The sequence below is a fragment of the Terriglobus sp. genome (assembly GCF_965201105.1).
In the GTDB taxonomy this organism is placed as follows: Bacteria; Acidobacteriota; Terriglobia; order Terriglobales; family Acidobacteriaceae; genus Terriglobus.
The window spans coordinates 3132410-3154014 of the sequence record NZ_OZ241741.1; the positions used below are offsets into that span (position 1 = coordinate 3132410).

General features: G+C 61.7%; 16 protein-coding genes. 6 read left to right on the forward strand and 10 right to left on the reverse strand.

Features of this window, described 5'->3' with window-relative positions; genetic code table 11:
• Positions 1 to 19: 19 nt before the first annotated feature.
• Positions 20 to 1123: an efflux RND transporter periplasmic adaptor subunit gene (locus ACOFKT_RS13865; protein WP_419804570.1), complete on the reverse strand. Its 1104-nt coding sequence runs from the start codon at positions 1121 to 1123 to the stop codon at positions 20 to 22.
• A 261-nt stretch (positions 1124 to 1384) separates the two neighbouring features.
• Here ACOFKT_RS13865 and ACOFKT_RS13870 point away from each other — a divergent pair, with 261 nt between their 5' ends.
• From ACOFKT_RS13870 to ACOFKT_RS13885, 4 genes are all read left to right on the forward strand, one after another.
• Entirely contained in the window at positions 1385 to 1939 is a 555-nt protein-coding gene (locus tag ACOFKT_RS13870) for a hypothetical protein (RefSeq protein WP_419804571.1), read from the forward strand.
• A 21-nt stretch (positions 1940 to 1960) separates the two neighbouring features.
• Positions 1961 to 3739 (forward strand): tetratricopeptide repeat protein, encoded by a 1779-nt coding sequence (locus tag ACOFKT_RS13875; protein WP_419804572.1) that lies wholly within the window; start codon positions 1961 to 1963, stop codon positions 3737 to 3739.
• 146 nt (positions 3740 to 3885) lie between these two features.
• Positions 3886 to 5712, forward strand: coding sequence for a CRTAC1 family protein (locus tag ACOFKT_RS13880; RefSeq protein WP_419804573.1), 1827 nt, complete (start codon positions 3886 to 3888; stop codon positions 5710 to 5712).
• A gap of 93 nt (positions 5713 to 5805) precedes the next feature.
• Entirely contained in the window at positions 5806 to 6966 is a 1161-nt protein-coding gene (locus ACOFKT_RS13885) for an acyltransferase family protein (RefSeq protein WP_419804574.1), read from the forward strand.
• A 9-nt stretch (positions 6967 to 6975) separates the two neighbouring features.
• Here ACOFKT_RS13885 and ACOFKT_RS13890 read toward each other — a convergent pair whose 3' ends face one another.
• The 8 genes from ACOFKT_RS13890 to purD form a co-directional block, all read right to left on the reverse strand.
• On the reverse strand, positions 6976 to 7926 hold the full coding sequence (locus ACOFKT_RS13890) for a hypothetical protein (protein WP_419804575.1): 951 nt from the start codon (positions 7924 to 7926) through the stop codon (positions 6976 to 6978).
• The gene (locus ACOFKT_RS13895) at positions 7923 to 8663 is read right to left on the reverse strand and encodes a glycosyltransferase (RefSeq protein WP_419804576.1); all 741 of its coding nucleotides are present in this window, start codon (positions 8661 to 8663) and stop codon (positions 7923 to 7925) included. The genes ACOFKT_RS13890 and ACOFKT_RS13895 overlap by 4 nt, the downstream gene beginning before the upstream one ends.
• Positions 8660 to 9247 carry an SAM-dependent methyltransferase gene (locus tag ACOFKT_RS13900; protein ID WP_419804577.1) on the reverse strand — a complete coding sequence of 196 codons (588 nt, stop codon included), beginning with the start codon at positions 9245 to 9247 and terminating at the stop codon, positions 8660 to 8662. Before ACOFKT_RS13900 ends, ACOFKT_RS13895 begins: the two co-directional genes overlap by 4 nt.
• Positions 9244 to 9909 (reverse strand): PIG-L deacetylase family protein, encoded by a 666-nt coding sequence (locus ACOFKT_RS13905; RefSeq protein WP_419804578.1) that lies wholly within the window; start codon positions 9907 to 9909, stop codon positions 9244 to 9246. The genes ACOFKT_RS13900 and ACOFKT_RS13905 overlap by 4 nt, the downstream gene beginning before the upstream one ends.
• A gap of 35 nt (positions 9910 to 9944) precedes the next feature.
• Positions 9945 to 10673: a hypothetical protein gene (locus ACOFKT_RS13910; protein ID WP_419804579.1), complete on the reverse strand. Its 729-nt coding sequence runs from the start codon at positions 10671 to 10673 to the stop codon at positions 9945 to 9947.
• Between the two features lie 76 nt (positions 10674 to 10749).
• Positions 10750 to 12000, reverse strand: a complete 1251-nt coding sequence (locus ACOFKT_RS13915; RefSeq protein WP_419804580.1) for a hypothetical protein — start codon at positions 11998 to 12000, stop codon at positions 10750 to 10752.
• 2 nt (positions 12001 to 12002) lie between these two features.
• Positions 12003 to 15248 carry a maltose alpha-D-glucosyltransferase gene (gene treS, locus ACOFKT_RS13920; protein ID WP_419804581.1) on the reverse strand — a complete coding sequence of 1082 codons (3246 nt, stop codon included), beginning with the start codon at positions 15246 to 15248 and terminating at the stop codon, positions 12003 to 12005.
• Between the two features lie 109 nt (positions 15249 to 15357).
• Positions 15358 to 16611, reverse strand: coding sequence for a phosphoribosylamine--glycine ligase (gene purD, locus ACOFKT_RS13925; protein WP_419804582.1), 1254 nt, complete (start codon positions 16609 to 16611; stop codon positions 15358 to 15360).
• Between the two features lie 142 nt (positions 16612 to 16753).
• On the opposite strand from purD, the gene ACOFKT_RS13930 reads away from it, so the two are divergent.
• Both ACOFKT_RS13930 and ACOFKT_RS13935 read left to right on the forward strand, forming a co-directional pair.
• Positions 16754 to 18073 (forward strand): Nramp family divalent metal transporter, encoded by a 1320-nt coding sequence (locus tag ACOFKT_RS13930; protein WP_419804583.1) that lies wholly within the window; start codon positions 16754 to 16756, stop codon positions 18071 to 18073.
• A gap of 63 nt (positions 18074 to 18136) precedes the next feature.
• On the forward strand, positions 18137 to 19195 hold the full coding sequence (locus ACOFKT_RS13935; protein ID WP_419804584.1) for an arabinan endo-1,5-alpha-L-arabinosidase: 1059 nt from the start codon (positions 18137 to 18139) through the stop codon (positions 19193 to 19195).
• A 71-nt stretch (positions 19196 to 19266) separates the two neighbouring features.
• Here ACOFKT_RS13935 and ACOFKT_RS13940 read toward each other — a convergent pair whose 3' ends face one another.
• Positions 19267 to 21207 (reverse strand): hypothetical protein, encoded by a 1941-nt coding sequence (locus tag ACOFKT_RS13940; protein ID WP_419804585.1) that lies wholly within the window; start codon positions 21205 to 21207, stop codon positions 19267 to 19269.
• Positions 21208 to 21605: the final 398 nt, after the last annotated feature.

Below are 21605 nucleotides of genomic sequence, written 5' to 3' on the forward strand. Positions count from 1 at the left end.
CGTGCGTAGCGATGGCACGTTAGCCCAGCGGCTTGACCGGCATGCCTTCCTGCAACAGCTGCAGGCCGGAAACGATGACCTTGTCTCCCGGGGCAAGGCCGCCGAGCACCGGGTAATTGTTGCCCACGGGTTCGCCAAGCTGCACGTTTTTCTGGTGCGCGATGTAGCCGTTTCCAGACTGTTGCGCAATAAAGACGAACGGCAGGCCGCCGATGCGGGTTACCGCGAGCACCGGCACCACGGGAGCATTGCGTGTAGCCCAGGTAACGCGCGCATTCAGGATCTGGCCGTTGCGAAGATCGCTGCCAGCCGGCACCGGCGCTTTGGCGAGGATGCCCTGGAGTCCGTTGTCGACCTCTGGGGAGACGAAGTAGATGCTGGTGGAGGCGAGTTTTTTGCCGTTCTCACCCAGGAGTTCGACCGGCAGGCCGTTATGCGCATCGGCGGCGCGATCCGTCGGCAGATAGATGTATGCCTCAAGGTCCTTGACCTCGTCCACCGTGGTCAGAAGCGTGGTGGGTGAGACGTAATCGCCAATGTGCACCGGGATGTCACCAACGACACCGGCGAAAGGAGCGCGAATCTGGTAATAGCTGAGCAAGGTGCGCTGGGTGGAGGTTTGTGCCTGCGACGCGGTGAATGCACCCTGCGAGGTGCCCATGCTTTGGACAGCTTGATCGTAGGCCTGGCGGCTGATCACGCCGGCTTCAAACAGCTGCCGCTGACGCTGCAGATCGCCCTGGTTGTACTGAAACTGGGCACGGGTTTGAATTTCCGCCGCCTGTTGCGCCTGCACGGCCGCAACCTGCTTCAGCGGATCAATCTGCATCAGCACCTGGCCGGTGGACACGTGATCACCGCTCTTCACCAGAATTTTGGTGATATTGCCCTCGACTTGTGGCTGCATCGTGGAAGACCGGCGGCTCTTCACGGTGGCGACGTAGGTGTCGGTTTCCGGAACGCTGGTAGGCTGCACGGGCGAGATTTGCACCGGCATGGCCTGCATGGCAGGCGCCGCGGGCGGGGCGGCCTTGTGGCACCCAGCGGTAAGCAGTACAACGCCGGCAGCGGCAAGCGCGCCCAGCACGCATTGAATACGGGAAAATACCCGGTCACTTCGCAACAAAACACCTCACAGCAGGAACACCGGCGGCCACAGCCGGACCGGCCTTGGCGACGTCCTGAAAGATCCTAATGACTCCGGCTTATTATGGATGCCCGCACGGAGAGCAGGTTGCAGAAAAGAACGCAGGAGCCTTGTTCCCCGCGGTTCACAGCTTCCGCTTGCGCCAGGGTTCCATGTCGTGGAACGATGGCTGTCGCGGGCTCCGCCGGTTTCCTTCGGTTGCGTACCGTATTAGTGAGGATTGCTTTGCTTTGCTCTTTGCGTTCGAAACTTGGGTCGGCTGTCCTGGTCAGTGCGACCTTTCTGAGTGTGACTGCTCCTGCGGGTACCGCGGTCGCAACGGCCCAGATGGCCTCGGCACCGATCGTGCACGCCACTCATGGTAAAGGCCTAATTGCCACGTCCGAGTTGGAAAAACTGCTGCCCGCGACCGTGTACTTCAGCGGCCAGAGCGCGCCGTTGCAGATTCGCAACAGTGCCGCCTACAGCAATACGGCAGGCCGCATTACCTGGGCCGGGCTGGTCGATACCTCAGGCTACTCGACAGGCGTTCGTGAGAAGTATCAGTTCTACTTCGTGACGGAGGTGCCGCTGAACGCGGGCACGCTGCGCATTGCGCCCGGCATTTATGGCGGCGGCTTCCTGGCTGATAACACCTTTGTGCTGCTGGATGTGTCAGGCACAGAAATCGGCCGGACTGCGGTCGAGGTGGACACGGCTCTACGCCGTCCCCGCCCCCTGCAGATGGTGGAGGGCACGGGCATGCTTCGTCTGTATCTGGGCCGGCAATATGTGGCGCTTTCGTCCCGCTAACGGCTGCGCCGGCGTGCCAGCATGAGAGCCGGCCGTCATCTTCGCGCGGCACTGCCGATGGCGCTGCTCGTCGTCGGCGCGGCCGTGAGAGCGCAAGGCAATCTGCAGGAAGCGGGCAAGGCGTTTCGTGAGGGGGTCGCCGCCGCTCAGGCACACCAGTATGTGCAAGCGGAACGGCAGTTCCGCACGGTAGTGCGGCTTGCGCCGGAGGTCGCCGCAGGTCACAGCGCCCTGGGTTCGGTGCTGGTGCAGGAGGGCCGAAACGCGGAGGCGCTCTCTGAACTGCACAAGGCTTTGCAAGCAGAGCCGAACGATGCAGCGGCGCAGCTAAACCTCGGAACCGCCGCAGCCGCCGTTCTGGGCACGGCAGCGGCTAATTCCACGGAGATAGAGCAAGCTATCGGCGCGCTGACCGCGTGGCAGTCACAGCACGGCTCCGCGCTGCCGGCTGACGCGGCCATTGCCCTGGCGCAGCTCTACCTTGCGAAACAGCAGTCCGCCGAAGCGGATCGCACGTTGAGCGCGGCGCTCGCCGCCACGCCGAATGACCCGTTGCTGCTGGACGCATCCGGTGTGCTGCTGGCACAGGCCGGGCAGTTCACCCAAGCAGAATCACGCTTCCGCTCCGCGCTGGTGGGCGCTACCGCACCCGCACAGCGTGCCCAAGTGGAACTGCACCTTGGGTCGGCGCTGCTTCGCCAAGACAAATCTGGCGAAGCAGTAAATGAGCTTCGGGAGGCAGTGGCGCTTGCGCCGGGGCTTACCGCGGCACGCGTGCAATTAGGCGCGGCAGAGTTCCAGTCCGGCGACGAATCCGGAGCGCTTGCGACGCTACGGGCCGCGCTCGCCCACGCGCCGCAGGACAGCGATGCCGCCTACCAGCTTGCGCTGACGCTCGAAAGCCTGGGCCGCAACGACGAAGCTGTCCCGCTGTTTGCACAAGTGTTGCGCGCACGGCCCGACGACGCGGGTTTGCTCACGAATTACGGCCTGGCGTTGGTGCAAACCGGCAAAGCGAGCGAGGCTCTGCCCCTGTATCTTCGCGCAGCAAAAGTTGCGCCCAACGACGCTACGCTGCACCAGGACCTGGGCGTTGCTTACCTGCAGCAAAGCGATCTGGATCATGCCATCGCGGAGTTCGCGCGTGGCAGCGAGCTGGACCCCGGCAGCGCGCAACTCGCTTACGACCTGGGGCTGGCCTACAAGCTGAAAGACCGATACCCGGAATCGATCGCCGCTTTTGAGAAGGCGCGCGCGCTCGATCCGCAGCTGTCCGATGCACCCTACTCGCTAGGCATCTTGTACATGCAGCAGGGCGACTTCGGCAAGGCCACTGCCGTGCTGCAGCAGGCTGTGGCGTTGCGGCCTGAGAACGCGGACGCATGGGGCACACTTGGCTCTGTGCTGAAGCAGGACGGCAAATCGAAAGAGGCCGCTGACGCACTGCGAAAGGCGATTGCGTTGGACCCGGGCCAGCCGGGCAATCACGTTAACCTTGCCAGCGTGTTGATTGAAATGGGAGACCGCGAGGGTGCCGCGGCCGAGCGCAAAGCAGCCGCGGAGTTGAGCCGTGCCGCAACTGCAAAGCAGAAGGAGCGATTTGCCCTGGACAGTGGCAATCTGTTGCTGCAACGCGGTCAATTCGCCCAGGCCAGCTCACAGTTCCGCAATGCGATTACAGCGAACCCAACTGACGCCACGCCGCACCTGGCATTGGCCGGCGCGCTGGAACATCTGGGTGCAAAGACCGAGGCAGAATCGGAACGCGCCAAAGCCAAAGCATTGCAGAAAAATCCCTAGCCGTTGGTTGCACACCGGTCTGGATCATCGATTTCGAGGCTCTTCATTGCCGGTCCGCTTCAGCGTTTCTATACTGCACCTGTTGAGGTTTCCGGATGCGGGCTGACCGCAGATCTTTTCTTAAATCACTCTCTCGTACCGCGCTGGTGCTTTCGTTGGAAGATGTTCTGTCGCTGGCTGCGACGGCGCAGACCGCGTCGCCAGGTGGGCAGACTGCGGCGAACTCGCGTCAGGCATACGATGTGAAGCCACACGCGGCGAAGCTGAACCCTTCGCCCGTGCTGGGCACGCCGCTGGGCTACACCTTTCTGGATGTGGCAAAGCAGAGCGGCTTGAACGTGAAGACGATTTACGGCGGTGAGCACAAAAATCGATATCTGCTGGAGACCACCGGCTGCGGAGTGGCGTTCTATGACTTCGACCACGACGACTGGATCGACATTTTCCTGGTCAACGGAACTCGGCTGGAAGGCTTTCCCAAAGGGCAGGAGCCAATGTCGCGACTATTCAAGAACAATCGCGACGGCACGTTTACCGACATCACTGCAAAGAGCGGTATCACGCGCACCGGCTGGGGCCAGGGCTGCTGTGTGGGCGACTACGACAACGACGGGCTGGACGATCTTTTCGTCAGCTATTACGGCCAGAACGTGTTGTACAAGAACCATGGCGACGGCACCTTTACTGACGTGACCGCCAAGGCGGGCCTGCTGCAGAAGTCAACGCGCTGGAACACCGGATGCGCTTTTCTGGATTACGACAGGGACGGCCACCTGGACCTGTTTGTTGCGAACTATATCGATTTCGATATCAAGACGGCGCCGCTGCCCGAAGCCGCGGGCTGTGCCTACAAAGGCATTCAGGTGGCTTGCGGTCCGCCAGGCCTGAACGGCGGCAAGAACATCCTGTATCGCAATAACGGCGACGGCACGTTCACCGATGTCAGCGAGAAAGCCGGGATGCTGAACACCATTGGCACTTACGCGCTGAGCGTGAGTGTGGCCGACCTGGACAACGACGGCTGGCCCGACATTTACGTGGCGAACGACTCGACCGCCGCGACCTTTTATCACAACCAGAAAGACGGCACGTTTAAGGATGAGGCGATTGAAAGCGGAATCGCTTACTCGCCGGACGGCAAGCCGCAGGCGGGCATGGGCGTCAGCGTGGGCGATTTCAATCGCGATGGCATGCTCGATATTGTGAAGACGAACTTTGCGGGCGATACCGACTCGCTGTATCAAAATCTTGGCGACGGCAACTTTGAAGACCACACCTACCTGAGCGGCCTGGGCGTGAACACGCGATTTCTGGGATGGGGTGTTGGATTTTTCGACCCGGATAACGACGGCTGGCCCGACCTGTTCATGTCCAACGGTCACGTGTATCCAGAGGTCGATGGCACGCACATCGACTCAGCTTATGCAGAGCACAAGTATCTGTATCGCAATCTGCGCGACGGGCAATTCGAAGAGGTGACCGATCGTGCCGGCGGCGGCATTACGGATAGCGTGCCCGCGCGTGGATGCGCCTTTGGCGATTACGACAATGACGGTGACATGGACGTGGTCGTGAACTGCGTCAATGCCCCGCCGCAACTTCTGCGCTGCGATCGCACCGCGGATGCGAAAAACACGAACTTCCTGAAAGTGCGGCTGGTTGGCACGAAAAGCAACCGCAGCGGTATCGGCGCGCGGCTGGTCGTGTCCGCTCACACTGGAACGCAATTCGATCCTGCATCGACTGCGGTGCTGAAGCAGATCGACGAAGTGCGGAGTGGCGGGAGTTACTTTTCGCAGAACGATCCGCGCGTGCACTTCGGCCTGGGTGCTGCGACCGTTGCCGACCTGGAGATCCAATGGCCAAGCGGCGCAAAAGACACGTTGAAGAATCTCCCCGCGAATCAGCTGTACGTTATCCAGGAGGGAGGCAAGATCGTGCGAACGCTTCCCATGAAGGGCAAGCCGGCGTAAGCGGTCACGGTTGCTTGCGCCCCGCGAGAGTGCGACCGGCGAAAGCAGCGCACGTAAAATCCTGCTAGGCACAGACACCCTTTTCCTTACAGAATGGCGACACTGCAAAACAGCGTTCTACCCGTACATCAGCCATTGCGCAAGCAGGTCGTTGGCATCGACGCACTGCGGTTGACGGCCGCCGTTCTTGTCATGGGGTCGCACCTAGTTGTGTCGTCGTGGCTGCGCAGCCGCAACGGCGGCGTGATGCCGACCACATCCTTTATGCCACTTCGCCCGCTCTTCTGCTACGGCTGGATCGGGGTTGAAATCTTCTTTGTCATCTCCGGTTTTGTGATCGCGTACTCGGCCCAGGGCGTTTCCGCGGCCCGGTTCGCCAAGCAGCGCTTCTTCCGGTTGTGGCCCATGTGCGTCATGTGTGCCCTGGTCGCGGCTGGTGCAGCGCTGTGGATGCACGCGATGCCCCAGCGCTTTGTGTGGCGCGACGTTCTGGAGACGATTGCCTTTGTTCCAGGCACCCACAGCACGGAGTACATCGACGACCCGTTCTGGACGCTGCCGGTGGAAGCCGCTTTCTATCTGCTTGTCTTTCTGTTGATCGCGAGCCGTCGTTTACACCTGCTGCCGCGCGTCATGGCCGTGGCCGGTGCAATCAGTTGCGGGTACTGGGCGCTCGTCACGGCGGATCCGTACTGGTCGGGACGGGCCTGGCTCGTCGTGCACAAATCGCTGCAGCACCTGTCGTTTTATCCAAGCACGCTGTTGCTGCACGGGTGTTTCTTCGCGACGGGCGTGCTGCTGTGGGATGCCATGCTGCGGCCCGGCGTTCGACCTGCAAAGAGCCTGCATATCGCCGCGCTGGTGGTCACCATTGCAGGCTGCGTGATGGAAATCTGGTATCACTCCACGATCGCTGCGCCGTACCTGGAGATGACGTTTCCACAGTGGGGCGCGGTGGCCATCTGGTTGACGACAGTGGTCATGATCTGGGCTTCCGTCCGCCACAACGCAGGTCTACAGCACCGCATCGGCATGCGCGGAGTCAACCTGCTGCGCGCTATGGGCCTGGTCACCTATCCGCTGTACCTGCTGCACAACCGGCTTGGATACAGCATCACCATGAAGCTGCATGCCGCGCTCGGCTGGTACGGCGCGTTCGCGGTCGCGGTATCGGTAGTGGTGCTCGCAGCGGTCGTGCTAGCGCTCAAGATCGATCCTGCAATCCAGGGAATGCTGAAGCGCCGAATGGGCTGACTACAACGTCTAACTGGATTTTGGAGCTTCCTGCGTCAGCAATGCATGGCCGAGCGCCTCCAAATCGCGTTCGGCATGGCACTGCCGCAGAAAGATGCCGAGTTCGGCATAGCGCCGGCTCATGGCTGCGTCCATAGCAAGCGGGTGCGGACCGTAAGCGCGGGCGAAGCGCACCAGTGTGTCCGTCGCAAGCTGTTCAACCAGGTGACGCAGGCGTAACGCACGAACGTGCGCCGCGGCTATGTTGTTTGGCGTGGTATCGATGTCGCGGCCTGTTTCGGCAAGCAGCGCACGCATTGCCCAGTCGCTGCTTTCAATTGCGGCGCGGTGCGCAATGGTGTGCGGGTCGTGTCGCTTACTTTGCTGTGCAAAGTGCAGCAAACCCGCGGTCCCACCCGCCCAGCACGCCGCAGGGCCGCAGGCACCGTTCCAAAACCCGGGCCTGTTCAAATAAAAGCCGGCACTGCCCACGACGCGCTCGACTGGCGTATCCGAGAACAAGATCGCTCCTGTCTGCGTCAGACGAAACGCATCGGCATGCCAAAGCGCAAGATCGGACGTGACCTGCTGCGCCGCCCGCCGCAAGTCGATCTCAACGAGCAGCGGCTCCGGATGTCCAACCGTAACGAGAGCGCGATCCACCAACGAACCTCCGCTGCAGAACGGCTTGGTGCCGCGGACTGTGCTCATTTCGCCGTTGCGATGCAGCCGCAGTTCTTTCCCCGGCAGTTCGCTTGCCCAAACCGCATAGACTGCGCTTGGGGCTGGCTGCTCACCCGCCTCAGCCAGTATCGCCACCGCATCGAAATGCGCTTCTGCAATCTTTGCCAGGCTTAGATCTTCCTCGCCGATCTCACACAACATGGCATGCCGAAGTGGCGTACTTCCTGCTCCGGGCAGCGGCATGGAACGCGAGCACACCGCGCGAACGCGCTGCTGAAATGCATCCGCCGTGTTCAAGCAGCGCGCTCGTTGTGTGCGGCGAGTGCATCCGCAAAGCCGAGAGGCGCGCGACCGACACGGCGTCCGCTAGTGACGACCTGCAGCGCAGCGTCGCTCACACGCTCGTGCCCGCTCGCGTGCAGCCGAGCCCATAAATCATGGTCCTCCGCGGTCGCAAGACCGGCCCATCCGCCTGCGCGCAGATAGGCATCCGCGCGAACACCCAGGTTCGCTCCATGCACATGAGGGTGCGTACCATCGGCTGCAATCCGGTACGTCTCGCGAAACTTCCGGTGAACGTGGGCCAGATGCTCAGAAAAATCATGCACGTCTACTGTTCCCGCGATGGCGTGCACGCCGCGCGAGGCGATGCGAAGCTGGTCCACTAGCCAGGGTGATGGCACCTCACAATCGGCATCCGTATTCGCAAACCAACACTGCTCAGGGGAACCCCGAAAACGTCGCAGGGCAACCTTGGCCGCCAGCGCGCGGGCCGTTCCGACGACGCCCACACCGGTACACACCACGGCACCGGATGCGCCCAGAATCTCCTCTGCAATCTCACGTGTGCGATCCGTTGAGCGATCTGAGATCACGACCACGTCGCTGGTACACCCATGCGGTAGCAGTAGCCGGGCGGCCTGCACCGAAGCCAGGCAACTGGGCAGCAGTTGCTCCTCGTTCCGCGCAGGGATGAGCACGGCGATGTGTCGCAGACGCACCTTGTTTTCAGCAGAGTTTGCGTGTTGCGTCACGGAACGCGCTCCAACCGGTCCAGACGAAACCCGGCGTGACGCTCCTCATGCTGCAACTGCAGTTTCGGGTTCGCTCGCAGGATTGCATGGACCTCGTCACCGCTCATCCTGTGATCGGGCGAAACGCCAAGCCAGTGCGCGGCGAGAAACGTTGTACCCGGCAGAGCGGTCTCCGCCATGGACGCGACCATCGCGGTCCAATGTTCTGGCGTGAAGTAATACCCGATCTCGCTGAGTACCAGCAGATCGAATCCGTGTAAGGGCAGACGCTCCGGAAGACCCATTACGCGAAATGTTACCTGCGGCCGGGGGCAACGCTGCCGTGCCGTGGCCACAGCGGGCACGGCAAAATCGATCGCTTCCACGTGATCACACACTGCGGCCAGCTTTTCCGTGAGCGCACCGACAGAGCAGCCTGGCTCAAACGCGTTGCCATAATGCCTGCCCCGTAGCGCTGCCAGAATTGCGTCATAACGACACTGCTCATACTCGCTCGTGGCGAAGTTCCAGGGGTCGGCCGCGCGCCGGTATTTCTCAGCAAAGAACTCGGCGCTAGACGGGTCGAGATCGTGATCGGCGCTCATGCGGGCAGGTAGATTTCGTACGGACGCCACGCTGGTCCGAGCAGATCCTCTGGCAGGATCGGTTCGCCACTCGAGTGTTGCAGTTGCGACACATGGCATGCCAAGGCTTCACGCTTGGCTTGTTGCTGGCCGGGCGTCAAGGGCAGCTTGCGAAGATCCAACCGCTTCAACATCTCGGGAGTGCCACGGTGCCAGGTCCAGAAGAGATAAAAGGTGAGTGGGATCGAGTGCCGTTGTGCAATGGCGAGTGCCGCCCGGCCGGTCACTTCGTGATCGGGATGAAAGTCGTGCGGCCACGGTGCGATGATGTGGTGGGCGTTCTGCAGCAGCGGTTCCAGGGCCGTTGTGAGCTGCGACTCCAATGCGGAAACGCCACTGTCGGGCAAACGCAGCCGGGGGATTTGCGGTGCCGCAACGCCAAGCCGCCGCAGTGCCTGTGTTTGCTCTCTATCGCGGACAGGCCCCAATCCAATCTGGCCCTCATACGCGTTCTCGCCGTCGGTCACCGCGATTACGTTCACCGGAATGCCTTGCTCGCGAAGTGCCGCGATCAGGCCGCCAGCGGCAAGCGTTTCATCGTCCGGATGCGGCGCAACCACGGCCGTTGGCACCAGCGGTGGCTGCCACACGGACACGTCGCGCAGGGCAAGCTCCCATTCCAACTCAGAAGTGACAGGTACGACCACAACGGCCCGGGTTAGAAGTGGCGAATGGTGCGCCCGGGGTCAGCCGATGTGCGCGCCGCTGTGTCGATCGGTGTCGAGCGGTCCGCCGTGCGTTCGATGGAACGCGCCACGACCTCGCGCGACCCCAGGCCAACAGCCAAGGCGAGCGTGAGCACCATGCCGCCGAACAGGATGCCGAAGCCCAGTTCGACAATGACCCCACCAATTCCCAGATGGTCAAGGACCATGGCGCCAGTGAAGACCAGAACAAGGTATTTGGCCCCGAGTGAAAGCAGACGCGCGTATTGGAGCCGCGCGTTCGATGCGTTGATCAAGATGGAGCGCGAAAGGTACCGCGCCACGATAATTCCGGCGACCGCGATCAGGAACGCACCCACGCCATGCGCCAGGTAAGGCAGGAAGAAGGGTGTCAGGTTATAGGTCGAAGACGCCGAGTCGAATGCCGAGATCCCCACCACTAAACCCAGCAGCGTGCACGCCCAGAAAACGATGCGGCCGACAAGCAGTGTCGGCGAGTGTGAGGGCGCCCAGTCCGACACACCCACGGTGCCGTTATCGGCGCGCTGGTCGAACTTGATGCGTGCAAGCAGCTTGCGCACGACCCAGCTCAGGCCCGCACCGATCAGGGCGAACAGGGCGATTGCAATAAGCAGAGCAAGCGCGGCCGGCAGAAAATTTGCCAGCTTCACGAGCACACTCTGCGTGGACCCGATCAGTGCGTCATTCATCTGGGAAAGCATTGTTTTGTCTCCTCGCCGGTGGCGGATCTATTAGCGGGTGCGCTGTGGGCCTGATTGTGCATGTAGATCACGATCGCTATGGATTGAAGCGGTCTGGCCAGCGCCAGCGTGAGACCAGGTAAGGTTTGTCTGCCTCAAAGGCACGCGCGAGCAGATCGACGTGTGCATCGTTGCGGCCTTGCGCCAGGTGCGACGCGACCCAGGCCAGGTAAAGCGGAGCGAAGGCACCCATCAAGTGATTCCGGGCGATGGTGCGAAGCCGGTGCGCCAGCACGAAATCGTAGACGATGCGGACCCATGTGCTGTCTGACACCTCGAAGTTTTCCAACGGCGCCACAGACAATCGCTTCAGAGCCACCAGCGTATTGGGCGGCAGCACCAGTGACCAGATCTCGTGCAGATTGTTATAGCCAATGCGGAAGCTCTCGATTAGTGCCTCTACCTCTTCGCGGGCCGGTTTTTCCTGCTGCGGCGCTGGGGTGACCTGATTGCCGCTGGAACGCAATACCGGACTGGCAGGTCGAGTTCGCTGCCAATAGGTGGCCTTGGCTTCGATATCCGCAAACATCGATCCGGCTACGCGGTTGAGAATGACGCCCAAATCCTGATCGGTTTGCGGGATGACACGCGACCCGGTCGCGACCTCGGCAAAGGTGTAGCCGGCAACCGCGGCCTCGCCCACCGGCCAAAGTATCGCGTCGCCCTGCGAGCTCGACGTGAATCGCTGCGAGGCCCCGGCCATGCGATCCGCCATGCGTGCGGAGCAAGCGAAGTCCAAAGCCAAAGGAAAGCGCAGATCGGCGTTGAAGACTGCCCGGGAAAGCGGCGAGAGTACCGCCGCGTTCAGCAGCCCCTGGTTGCTGGGCAGGTCATAGCGAGGCACAGCCAGGTCGGCACCGCCGCTGCACACCGCGTCAATCATCGACGCAGCCGAACGGCTGTCGAACGACTGCGCTTCGCCACCCAGCAGCAGGCAGCAGCGAGCGTTGTGCGCGCGAACCAGCTCAAACGCATTCAGCCAGGAAGCGGAAGTCTGCACCACGACGTTGGTCGAAGCGACACTCTCAAGGAAAGGCTGCAGCATAAAGCCGTCATGCTGCTCAGAGGCGGCTTCGCCGTGCGTGACCGGGTAGCCAATCAGAACATCCCCGCTTCCGGTGCCCACGGCGGTACGGAGCCAGGGCAGCAGCGGCGCGATTTGATCCGGGGCAGCGTCCAGGTACGAAGGCCCCAGGCACACGACCATCGACGCGCCGGTGCTGCTGCCAGCAACGTGCCCCTGGTCGTGCGCTTCCTGCTCCGCGGTGATTACTTGTTCCAACGCCATCGTTACCTTTCGCCTTGTTCCAGCAGTTCCAGAATGCCCTGCAGCGGAATGCTGATCCAGTCAGGCCGGTTGTTCAGTTCGTACATCAGTTCGTACAGCGCCTTTTCAAGCAGAAATGCGCGCAAGAGCAGCGGTGAAACGGCAGCGCTGCCGGTGTGCTCCGAACCCGCCGCGAATGCCGCTTGATACCCTGCCAGGAACGCCTCTGAAGCTTCGCGCTCCCAGGCTCGGCGCGATGAGGCCTGTGACGCATCGATGCCGAAACCGGCAACGCCCGCATAAGAAAACGACCGCAGCATACCTGCCACATCCCGCAACGGCGACTGCTTGGCGCGGCGCTCTTCGAGCGAGCGGGCCGGCTCACCTTCGAAATCCAACAGCACAAAATCATCCGCAGTCCGTAGCACCTGTCCCAAATGATAATCACCGTGGATCCGTGTGCGCTGCCCGGCCTGTTCCGGCGGTAGTGAATGCAGCTGCTGTGCCACGGCATGCAGATCATTCCGGTGTGCAATCAGCATTGCCGCCGGCGTGAGCAAGTCTTCTGCCAACGTGTTCATGCGGGAGCGGACCGCCTGGAGCGCCGCTGCGATTTGGGATTCCAGGCGCTCTGAATCCGTCGCAAGCGCGGCCGATGTCGCCGGCTCGGCGGCAAATGCGGCATTCTCGGTCGGCGTGGCCAAGGCAAGATGCATCTCAGCAGTCCGCCGGCCCAGAAGGCGGGCTGCTTCCAGATAATCCGCTCCGCTCTGCTTAATTTGCTCCAGCGTCCAGTACCAACCGTCGCCGTTGTTTTGAACGAGACCCTGCAGCAAACCAACAGTCGTGGGCACACCGGTTTGCCCATTTGCATCTCTGGGCGTGTACACTACCTCTCCGGCAAAGGGAGCGATGTGTTCGTAGTGCGCCACCTCCGTCAGAAAGCGGCCGATCTCCGCGTCTGGATTCTCGCCCGGCTGCAGGCGGCGAAACAGCTTCAGGATGAGGCGGTCCCCAAAGAAGATACTGCTGTTGCTCTGCTCGGCAGAACTCTTGCGCGAGTCGAGCCGGCCATCGCCGCGGAGTTGCGTGAAGGCCGAACTGGCAAGGCCTTCCACGATTCCCTCCTGCGCGGTCTGCTGCCTGACGCCCGTGGCGATGTCTTGCAGGAATACGTCGCGCACCTCCGGCACCACTAATCCATCCAGCAGCACACCGGAGTAGCCCGGGTTGTAGAGTTTTGCGATGACCGCACCGTCGGGATAATTCACTTCTTCTTCGACCCGGCGCACGGCAAGCGGCAGCGTGTATTGATCGTGCGTCCCACCATCGCTGTATTGCACGTCAAGAAACAGCAGCGCGGCATCCGTTGAATCCAACCGGACCGAATCCGTGATGCGGACGTTCTGGATGTGCCGCGACTTCGCACCAAACCAGCGCTGGCTGCAGATATACCGCGGCAAAAAAGCTTCCTGCAGCAATTGCGCACCGGCGCCTGCCAGCACGCCTTCCATGTCGTGGGCAGGAAGCGTGATCTCTTTGGCGATCTGTTCCGGGGTTCCGCCTTCTTCTTCTACCACGGTGGCCGGCTGCAATTCGAGCCAGATGAAGCCATAGGGCGCAAGTGTGAGCGCGTACGGCGTCGCATCGATCTTGGGAAAGGGCACGTAGCCCAGCATCTCTACGGGAACCATGCCGGCGAAGCGCGACAGGTCAAGCGTAACCGGCTGCGCGAACCGCGAGAGGTTTGCAACGCACACCACGTGCTCGCCCTCGAACTCGCGCAGGTAGGCCAGCACCTTGCGGTTGTCCGGCTTCAAAAATTCCTGCGTGCCGCGGCCAAACACCTGGAAAAGCTTACGCAGCGCGATCATGTTGCGTGTCCAGTGCAGCAGCGAGCTCGTGTCGCTCTCCTGCGCCTCCACGTTGATCGCTTCATACCCCCAGATCGGGTCCATGATCACGGGCGAATACAACTTGGCCGGCACCGCACGGCTGAAGCCCGCGTTGCGGTCGCTGTTCCACTGCATGGGCGTGCGCACGCCGTTGCGGTCGCCCAGGTAAATGTTGTCGCCCATCCCGATTTCATCGCCGTAATAAAGGATCGGCGTGCCAGGGAAGGAAAGCAGGAGCGAGTTCAGCAACTCGATGCGGCGGCGATTGTTGTCGAGCAGCGGCGCAAGCCGGCGGCGAATGCCAACGTTGATGCGCATGCGCGGGTCGGCCGAGTAAGCCAGCCACATATAGTCGCGCTCGTCGTCCGTGACCATCTCGAGCGTCAACTCGTCATGGTTACGCAGAAACAGGCCCCACTGGCAGTTATCCGGGATCGGCGGTGTCTGCGCCATGATCTCCGTGATGGGCAGACGGTCCTCTTGCCGCAGCGCCATGTAGATGCGGGGCATGAGCGGAAAGTGGAACGCCATCTGGCACTCGTCGCCATCGCCGAAATAGGGGCGAACATCGTCAGGCCACATGTTGGCCTCGGCGAGCACCATGCGGTTTTCGTATTCGGCATCGATCGCAGCGCGAATCTGCTTAATCATTACGTGCGTCTCCGGCACGTTTTCGCAACTGGTCCCATCGCGCTCGATCAGATACGGAATGGCGTCCAGGCGTAGCCCATCCACACCCATGTCCATCCAGAACCGCATGGCATTCAGCACTTCTTCCATGACGCGCGGGTTGTCGAAATTCAGGTCAGGCTGGTGCGAGAAAAAGCGATGCCAGTAGTACTGCCCAGCAACGGGGTCCCAGGTCCAATTGGATTTCTCCGTGTCCGTAAAGATGATCCGAACGCCTGAGTAGAGTTTGTCCGTGTCGGACCACACATACATGTCGCGCTCTGGCGAGCCCGCCGGCGCATTGCGCGCTGCCTGGAACCACGGGTGCTGATCGCTGGTGTGATTGATGACCAGCTCGATCATCACCTGCATGCCGCGTTTGTGCGACTCGTTTAAAAACTCCTGAAAATCATCAATGGTGCCATAGTTTGGGTTGACGGACATGTAGTCGCTGATGTCATACCCGTCGTCGCGCTGCGGCGATGGGAAGAACGGCAGGATCCAGATGCACGTAACGCCCAGGCTCTGCAGGTAATCGAGCCTTTGAATGATCCCCTGAAAATCACCGTAGCCGTCGCCATTCGAATCATTGAAGGCTTTGACATGAAGCTCGTAAATGATCGCGTCCTTGTACCAGAGCGGATCGGTCGCCGACCCTGGCTTGCGGCGCTTCGTGATGGGACGTGTGACTTCAGCAGTGCTCAACGGACGCTCCCCGCGGTTCACCGGAGCGGCGGTGCAACGGTGTCCTTGGACAGATGACGATTGCGCGGTGCGGTGTTGCTCTGGCGGCCCGGTATGGGCACCTTGCGCGTTACCTCTTCGTCAGCGCGCGAAATCCGATGTCTCGCCGGAACTGCATGCCTTCGAAGTGAACGCGGTCCAGCACCTGGTAGGCCCGAAAAAGAGCATCGTCCAGCGTAGCGGCCGCGGCCGTGACCGCCAATACCCGGCCGCCCGCAGTCACTACGTCGGTCGGCGTTGCCGCGGTGCCCGCGTGGAAGATGACCGTTGCTTCCGGCAGCGGCTGCTCCAGTCCACTGATCACGTCGCCTTTGCGCGGTGCCGCGGGATAGCCGGCACTCGCCGCAATGACGCATGCGCTCGCGCCTGGTCTCATCCGAACTGCCAAATCTCCCGCAGTTCCGTTGATGGAGGCCTCCACCAGATCGAGCAGGTCCGTTTCCATCCGGACCAGAATTGCTTCCGTTTCCGGATCGCCCCAGCGCGTGTTGAACTCCAACACCATGGGGCCGCGTGCTGTCAGCATCATGCCGCAAAACAAGATGCCGCGAAACGGTGTGCCCTCCTCGCGCATGCCATCCACAGCGCGCTGCGCAACCTCGCGCAGCAAGGCTTGTCGCAGCGAATTGGGCAGCAACTCATCCGTGGAATAGGCACCCATGCCGCCGGTATTCGGACCGCGATCCCCGTCCAGCAGCCGTTTGTGATCCTGTGCCGCCGCAATCGGCACGGCGGTGTTGCCGTCGCACAAGGCAAAGAACGAAAGTTCTTCGCCTTCTAAAAATTTTTCCAACACCAGGGTGCCGCCGAGCGCGAGCAGTTCCGCAGCCGCCTGCTCGGCTTCCGCACCCGTTTCGGCAATGACCACGCCCTTTCCTGCTGCCAGCCCGTCTGCCTTCACCACCACCGGCATTGCAAACGCCGGCAATGCAGCAGCCACCTCTTCAACCGAACTGCAAACCTGGTACTGCGCCGTAGCGATACCGTGCCGCTGCATGAAGCTTTTCGCGAAGCTCTTTGAGCTCTCAAGCCGAGCCGCTGCCTGGGTTGGACCGAAAACGCGAACGCCTTCCCCGTTCAGTGCGTCCACAATGCCAACACCCAGCGGGACCTCGGGTCCGATCACGACCAGTTCGGGCGCTACCTGGTGCACAACGCGCAGCATGTCCAGCACGCTGGTCTGCTCCACCGGCACGCACGTGGCGATCGTCGCAATGCCCGCGTTGCCCGGCGCGCAAAACAGCTCTGACACCCGCGCCGACTTCTGCAACGCCCAGCACAAGGCGTGTTCACGGCCGCCGCCGCCAATCACCAGGACCCGCATGCGCCAAGGCTAGCATCGCCGCCAGGATCGGGGTAAACGTCAGACCACTCGTACTGCCCGCGTCCTGGCCGATAGTGAAGGTTTTCTGCGCCTTCTTGCTCGTAGGGCAGAGATTTAGGCTCACCTAATTTACGATGGTGACGTGCCCGAAACGTCCAGTTCGCCCGCGCAAACCCGCAGCTCGCGGTTGCGTGAGCTGTGGACGTACTTTGGCCCTGCCTTTGTCGCCAGTGTTGCCTACATCGATCCCGGCAATTTTGGCGCGAACATTGTCGGCGGCGCACAGTACGGCTATACGTTGCTATGGGTGCTGCTCTGGTCGAATCTGATCGCCATCCTGGTGCAGTACCTGTCTGCCAAGCTGGGCATTGCCACCGGGCAAAGTCTGCCCGCGAACTGCCGCACGCATTTCTCCCGCCCGGTCGTGCTGCTGCTGTGGGTCGCGGCTGAGATCAGCGCCATCGCCACCGACTTGGCCGAGTTTCTGGGCGCCGCTCTCGGCGCCTACCTGCTGTTTGGGCCGTTGCTGTTGGCCCATGGCATGAGCCGCACCGCCGTGATGCTGGTCGCGGCACTGCTGACCACAATCGCTGTCTTCGTGCTGCTCGCCCTCAACCAGCGCGGCTTCCGCCACTTCGAGGGCGTGATCATCGGCTTCGTCTGCGTGATTGGTCTCTGCTATGGCGTTGAGATCTTCCTTGTCCACCCAGACTGGCACTTGACCCTGCACGACACACTGGTCCCTCATCTACAGCGCAGCACCGTGTACCTGGCCGTGACCATGCTGGGTGCTACGGTCATGCCGCACGTCATCTACCTGCACTCCGCGCTGATGCAGCCGCGCATGCAGGCCTTTGTGGAACGTGGCGTGAGTGCCAGCCCCAAACGACTTTCCAGCTTCCGCCACCGCTACCTTCGCTTTGAAACAATCGACATCCTTGTAGCGATGAACGGAGCATGGTTCATCAATTCCGCAATGCTCATGCTGTCCGCTGCTGCCTTCCTGCATCGTCCCGGCTTAAATCCGGACACCATCCTGGAAGACGCGCACGCCACGCTGGGACCGCTACTCGGTCAGTTCGCCGCGCTTGCCTTCGCGGTGGCACTGCTGTGCAGCGGGCTTTCGTCTTCAACCATCGGCGTGCTGGCCGGCCAGGTCATCATCGAAGGTTTTCTCCACGTCAAATTCCCAATCTTCCTCCGGCGTCTGATCACGGTGATTCCCGCGATCGTCGTCATCGCGCTCGGCCTTTCCCCCGTCAAAATCCTGCTGCTGTCGCAGGCCGTGCTGTCGTTCGGCATCGCCTTTGCCCTGGTGCCATTGCTGCTGCTGACGAACCGCTCGGACGTGATGCACGAGTTCGTGAACCGCCGCATCACCAGCATCTCTGGATGGAGCGTCGCCGCGTTGATCATCGCTCTGAACGTGGTCCTGCTCTGGCAGACCATCACCGACGCGTAACTCGCGCGACGCGCCGCAGCGTGTACGCTCGATGACGCACCTCTCGCGCACATCGGAGCCGGCATGATTCCCCGCCTCATCACGTATTTTCTGCTCGGCGCTTCCGCGCTCGCGGGCATGTGTCTCGCTTCGTCCGCCAAAGCACAAGAGCCCCACGCATACACGCTCACGGGCGACATCGCCGGAGCACACGATCCGTCGATGATTCGCGACGGAAACACCTGGTACGTCTTCACCACCGGCAAGTCGGCCGACGGCGGCCAGTTCGGCGTCCGGTGTTCCAGCGATTTGCAGCAATGGCAAAACTGCGGCCACGTATTCGACGCGATCCCACAGTGGATTCACGAGCGCAGTCCCGGCACGCGCGATCTGTGGGCGCCGGACATCAATTTCGAACACGGCGAATTTCGCCTGTATTACAGCTACTCGCTGTTCGGGAAAAACACCTCTGGCCTGGCGCTCGCCACCAACAAGACTCTGGACCCAAAGAGCCCCGAGTACCGCTGGGTGGACCAGGGTCTGATTTTCGAATCCAAGGCGTCAGACGACTTCAACGCGATCGATCCGAACTATTCAGAGGATCGGAACGGTCGCGCATGGCTCGTGTTCGGCAGCTTCTGGACCGGCATCAAGATGCGCGAATTGAACCCAAGGAGCGGAAAGCTCCTTGAGGCCAACCCGACTCTTTACTCGCTCGCAAAGCGCAAAAAGCCCGAGAACGCCGGCCCGAATCCACCCGGCCTGCCCGGCAACTGGCAGGCCGTCGAAGCGCCGTTTCTGGTGCAGCACGGCGGTTACTACTACCTCTTCGTCTCGTTCGATCTGTGCTGCCGCGGCACGAAAAGCACCTACCGCACCATGGTTGGCCGCGCGAAGAGCGTCACCGGGCCTTACCTGGACCGCAACGGCGTCTCGCTCGCGAACGGAGGCGGGTCGGAGTTGCTCACAGGTAACAGCCGCTGGCTCGGGCCGGGCGGTGAGTCTGTCGTGCTGAGCAAGCGAAAGGGCGATCCTGACCTGATTGTGTATCACGCCTATGACAGCGCCACGGGTAGGCCTTCGTTGCATCTTTCCACAATCTTTTGGAAAGATGGCTGGCCCGAAGCTGCGCTCGCACAGTAAGCCTCTCCTGTCCGGACACAAGAAGGCCCGCCAAAGCGGGCCTTCTTGCGGATGCGTTGTAAGGCAGGGCCTTAATGGCGCTGCCCGTGTCCGCCGTGTTCACCACCACCGCCACCCCCCGCGTTCCCGTGCGGCGGCTCAGGAGCACGCGCGGCCGCCTGACGTTGAACCTGCTCCTGCTGACGCTGCTGTTGTTGCTGCGCATGCTGCTGCTCAACTTCCGCACGCTGCCGTTGCACCTGTTGCCGTTGCACGTCCTGCTGCTGACGTTGAGCCTGCATCTGCTGCTGACGAGCTTGCTGCTGCTGTTGCACCTGTTGCCGTTGCACGTCCTGCTGCTGACGTTGAGCCTGCATCTGCTGCTGGCGAGCTTGCTGCTGCTGTTGTATCTGTTGCCGTTGCACATCCTGCTGCTGGCGCTGCACGTCCGCCTGCTGTTGACGGGCAAGCTGCTGCTGTTGCCGTGGCTGGTCTTGTTGCACTGTCTGCTGCTGGATTTGCTGACGCTGCTGCACGTTTTGCTGCTGACGCATGGTCTGCATCTGCTGCTGACGCTGCTGCGCATCAGCCTGCAGCCGTTGCTGCTGCTGTTGTTGGCGTTGCTGGTCTGCCTGGTGTCGCAGTACCTCCTCCTGCTGCTGGTTGGCTTGAACGCGCTGTTGCTGTTCGTTCTGACGGAACTGCTGATTCTGCTGCTGTCGCTGGAAACGCTGTCCCTGTTCATTCACGCGAATCGCCTGGCCCTGTTGTTGACGTTGCTGCTCTCCCTGCTGTCGTTGCCGTTGCTCGTTCGCACGAAACGCCTGGCCCTGCTGTTGCCGTTGCTGATCCGCTTGCAGCCGTTGCTGCTGCTCATTCGCACGAAACGCCTGGCCTTGCTGCTGGCGTTGCTGCTCCGCCTGAATCCGCTGCTGGAAAGCCTGCGGATTCGGTTGCAGGTGCTGCAACTGCGGCGGGACGGCAACGTTGTGCTGCACCACCGGGTTGCTGGCGAACAGTAAATTAGGCCGTCCGTGATTGTCGCCGTAGAACTGCGCCCGGTTCTGCGCCGCTTGCTGCCGAACGAAAGCTTGGCCCGGCAACGGTTGCATATGTGTCTCACGCACAGACGCGAACTCCGCCGGAGCCGGGCGTCGTTGCAAACCGCCGGGACCACCGAAGTAGCTGGTTCGCGTGTTGTTGATATACGTGTTGTTCACCACCGTGACGTGGCGGTTGTACACGTAGTTGTTCACCACCTCCGGGCGAACGTGGTTCACATAGGTGTTGTAGTAGAAGTGGTCCCGGTTCCAGTAGCCGCCCTGGTATCCAAAGCCGATGAAGCCGAAGCCATAGTTGATGCCGCCGTAATAGCCTACGTGCTGCCCCCAGTAGCCGCGGTGCCATCCGTACCCGCCGCCGTGATGACCCCACCAGCCGGGCGTCCAGAGTGCGCCCACAAACGGAGCGGCAACCCAGTTGCCGGGCACATAGTAGTACCCAGTGTTCGCGTAGTCCCAATAACCGGGTGTCCACAAATAATCCGGGCCCGGCGCGGGTGGCTGCTCATACACAGGCAGCGGCGGAGGTGGCTGCTGCGCCTCTGGCGTGTTGGGATCCAGCAACTCCGCGTACAGCTGATCGTCCTGTGCGGACGCACCCGAGTCATACGGCTGCTGTTGGTAGTAGCTGGACTCGTTCTGCGGGTACTGACTCTGCGCATACTGTGGGTGCGCCGGATAGTTTTCGCCGGACGCGCTCTGTTGACTCTGATAGACCTGACCCTTGACCCGTGTCGCCGGTGCCGAGGTTTGTGGGTACACCAGGCGGGCGCCAGTCGCGGGCGCAACGCCGGCTTGTGGAGACACCGGTTGCATGCTGCCGGACTGCACATACTGCGGACCGGCCGTATTCGGATCAGCCATGTTCTGCATGGAAGGATCGGCTGCAACGTTGCCGTCCACGATCGGCGCTTGCTGCCCTGCCTGGTTGTTCCTGCAACCCACCGCCGCAACGGCTAATGCCGTGCACATCGTCGCCGCGCAAACCCCTTTCGTCAGCGCTGCCGCTTGTGTTGTCCATGTTGTTTGCATTCCGCTGCCTCCTGGCATCGCCGGCGGACGGACCCGCGGCATGCCTCTGTTCATAGGGACACTTTTCCGGAAAAAGGTTGTGATCCGCCGGTGATTGTTCCTGTCGCGTTCTCACACAGCACGCCCACGCGGGTCCTGCGTTTCCCGGCCTGCGCATACAACCTGGCGGTACAATTTGGGCATATGAACCGCTCCCGCACACGGTTGAAGCGTTTCCGGCTCGGCAAGCACGACCGCGGTAGGTAACCGTCTCGCTCCTCGTCTTGATCTGTTCCAAGCCTCGCCGCGCCTGCTTTGCGCGGCCAACCTGCGTGGAAAAGCCGCGCGCCCAAGGACAC

Excerpts from the sequence above, each read along its gene's own strand:
- ACOFKT_RS13875 (WP_419804572.1), top strand. The coding sequence starts at position 1,961 with ATGAGAGCCGGCCGTCATCTTCGCGCGGCACTGCCGATGGCGCTGCTC.
- ACOFKT_RS13885 (WP_419804574.1), top strand. The coding sequence starts at position 5,806 with ATGGCGACACTGCAAAACAGCGTTCTACCCGTACATCAGCCATTGCGC.
- ACOFKT_RS13900 (WP_419804577.1), bottom strand. The coding sequence starts at position 9,247 with ATGAGCGCCGATCACGATCTCGACCCGTCTAGCGCCGAGTTCTTTGCT.
- ACOFKT_RS13910 (WP_419804579.1), bottom strand. The coding sequence starts at position 10,673 with ATGCTTTCCCAGATGAATGACGCACTGATCGGGTCCACGCAGAGTGTG.
- ACOFKT_RS13915 (WP_419804580.1), bottom strand. The coding sequence starts at position 12,000 with ATGGCGTTGGAACAAGTAATCACCGCGGAGCAGGAAGCGCACGACCAG.
- purD (WP_419804582.1), bottom strand. The coding sequence starts at position 16,611 with ATGCGGGTCCTGGTGATTGGCGGCGGCGGCCGTGAACACGCCTTGTGC.
- ACOFKT_RS13935 (WP_419804584.1), top strand. The coding sequence starts at position 18,137 with ATGATTCCCCGCCTCATCACGTATTTTCTGCTCGGCGCTTCCGCGCTC.
- ACOFKT_RS13940 (WP_419804585.1), bottom strand. The coding sequence starts at position 21,207 with ATGTGCACGGCATTAGCCGTTGCGGCGGTGGGTTGCAGGAACAACCAG.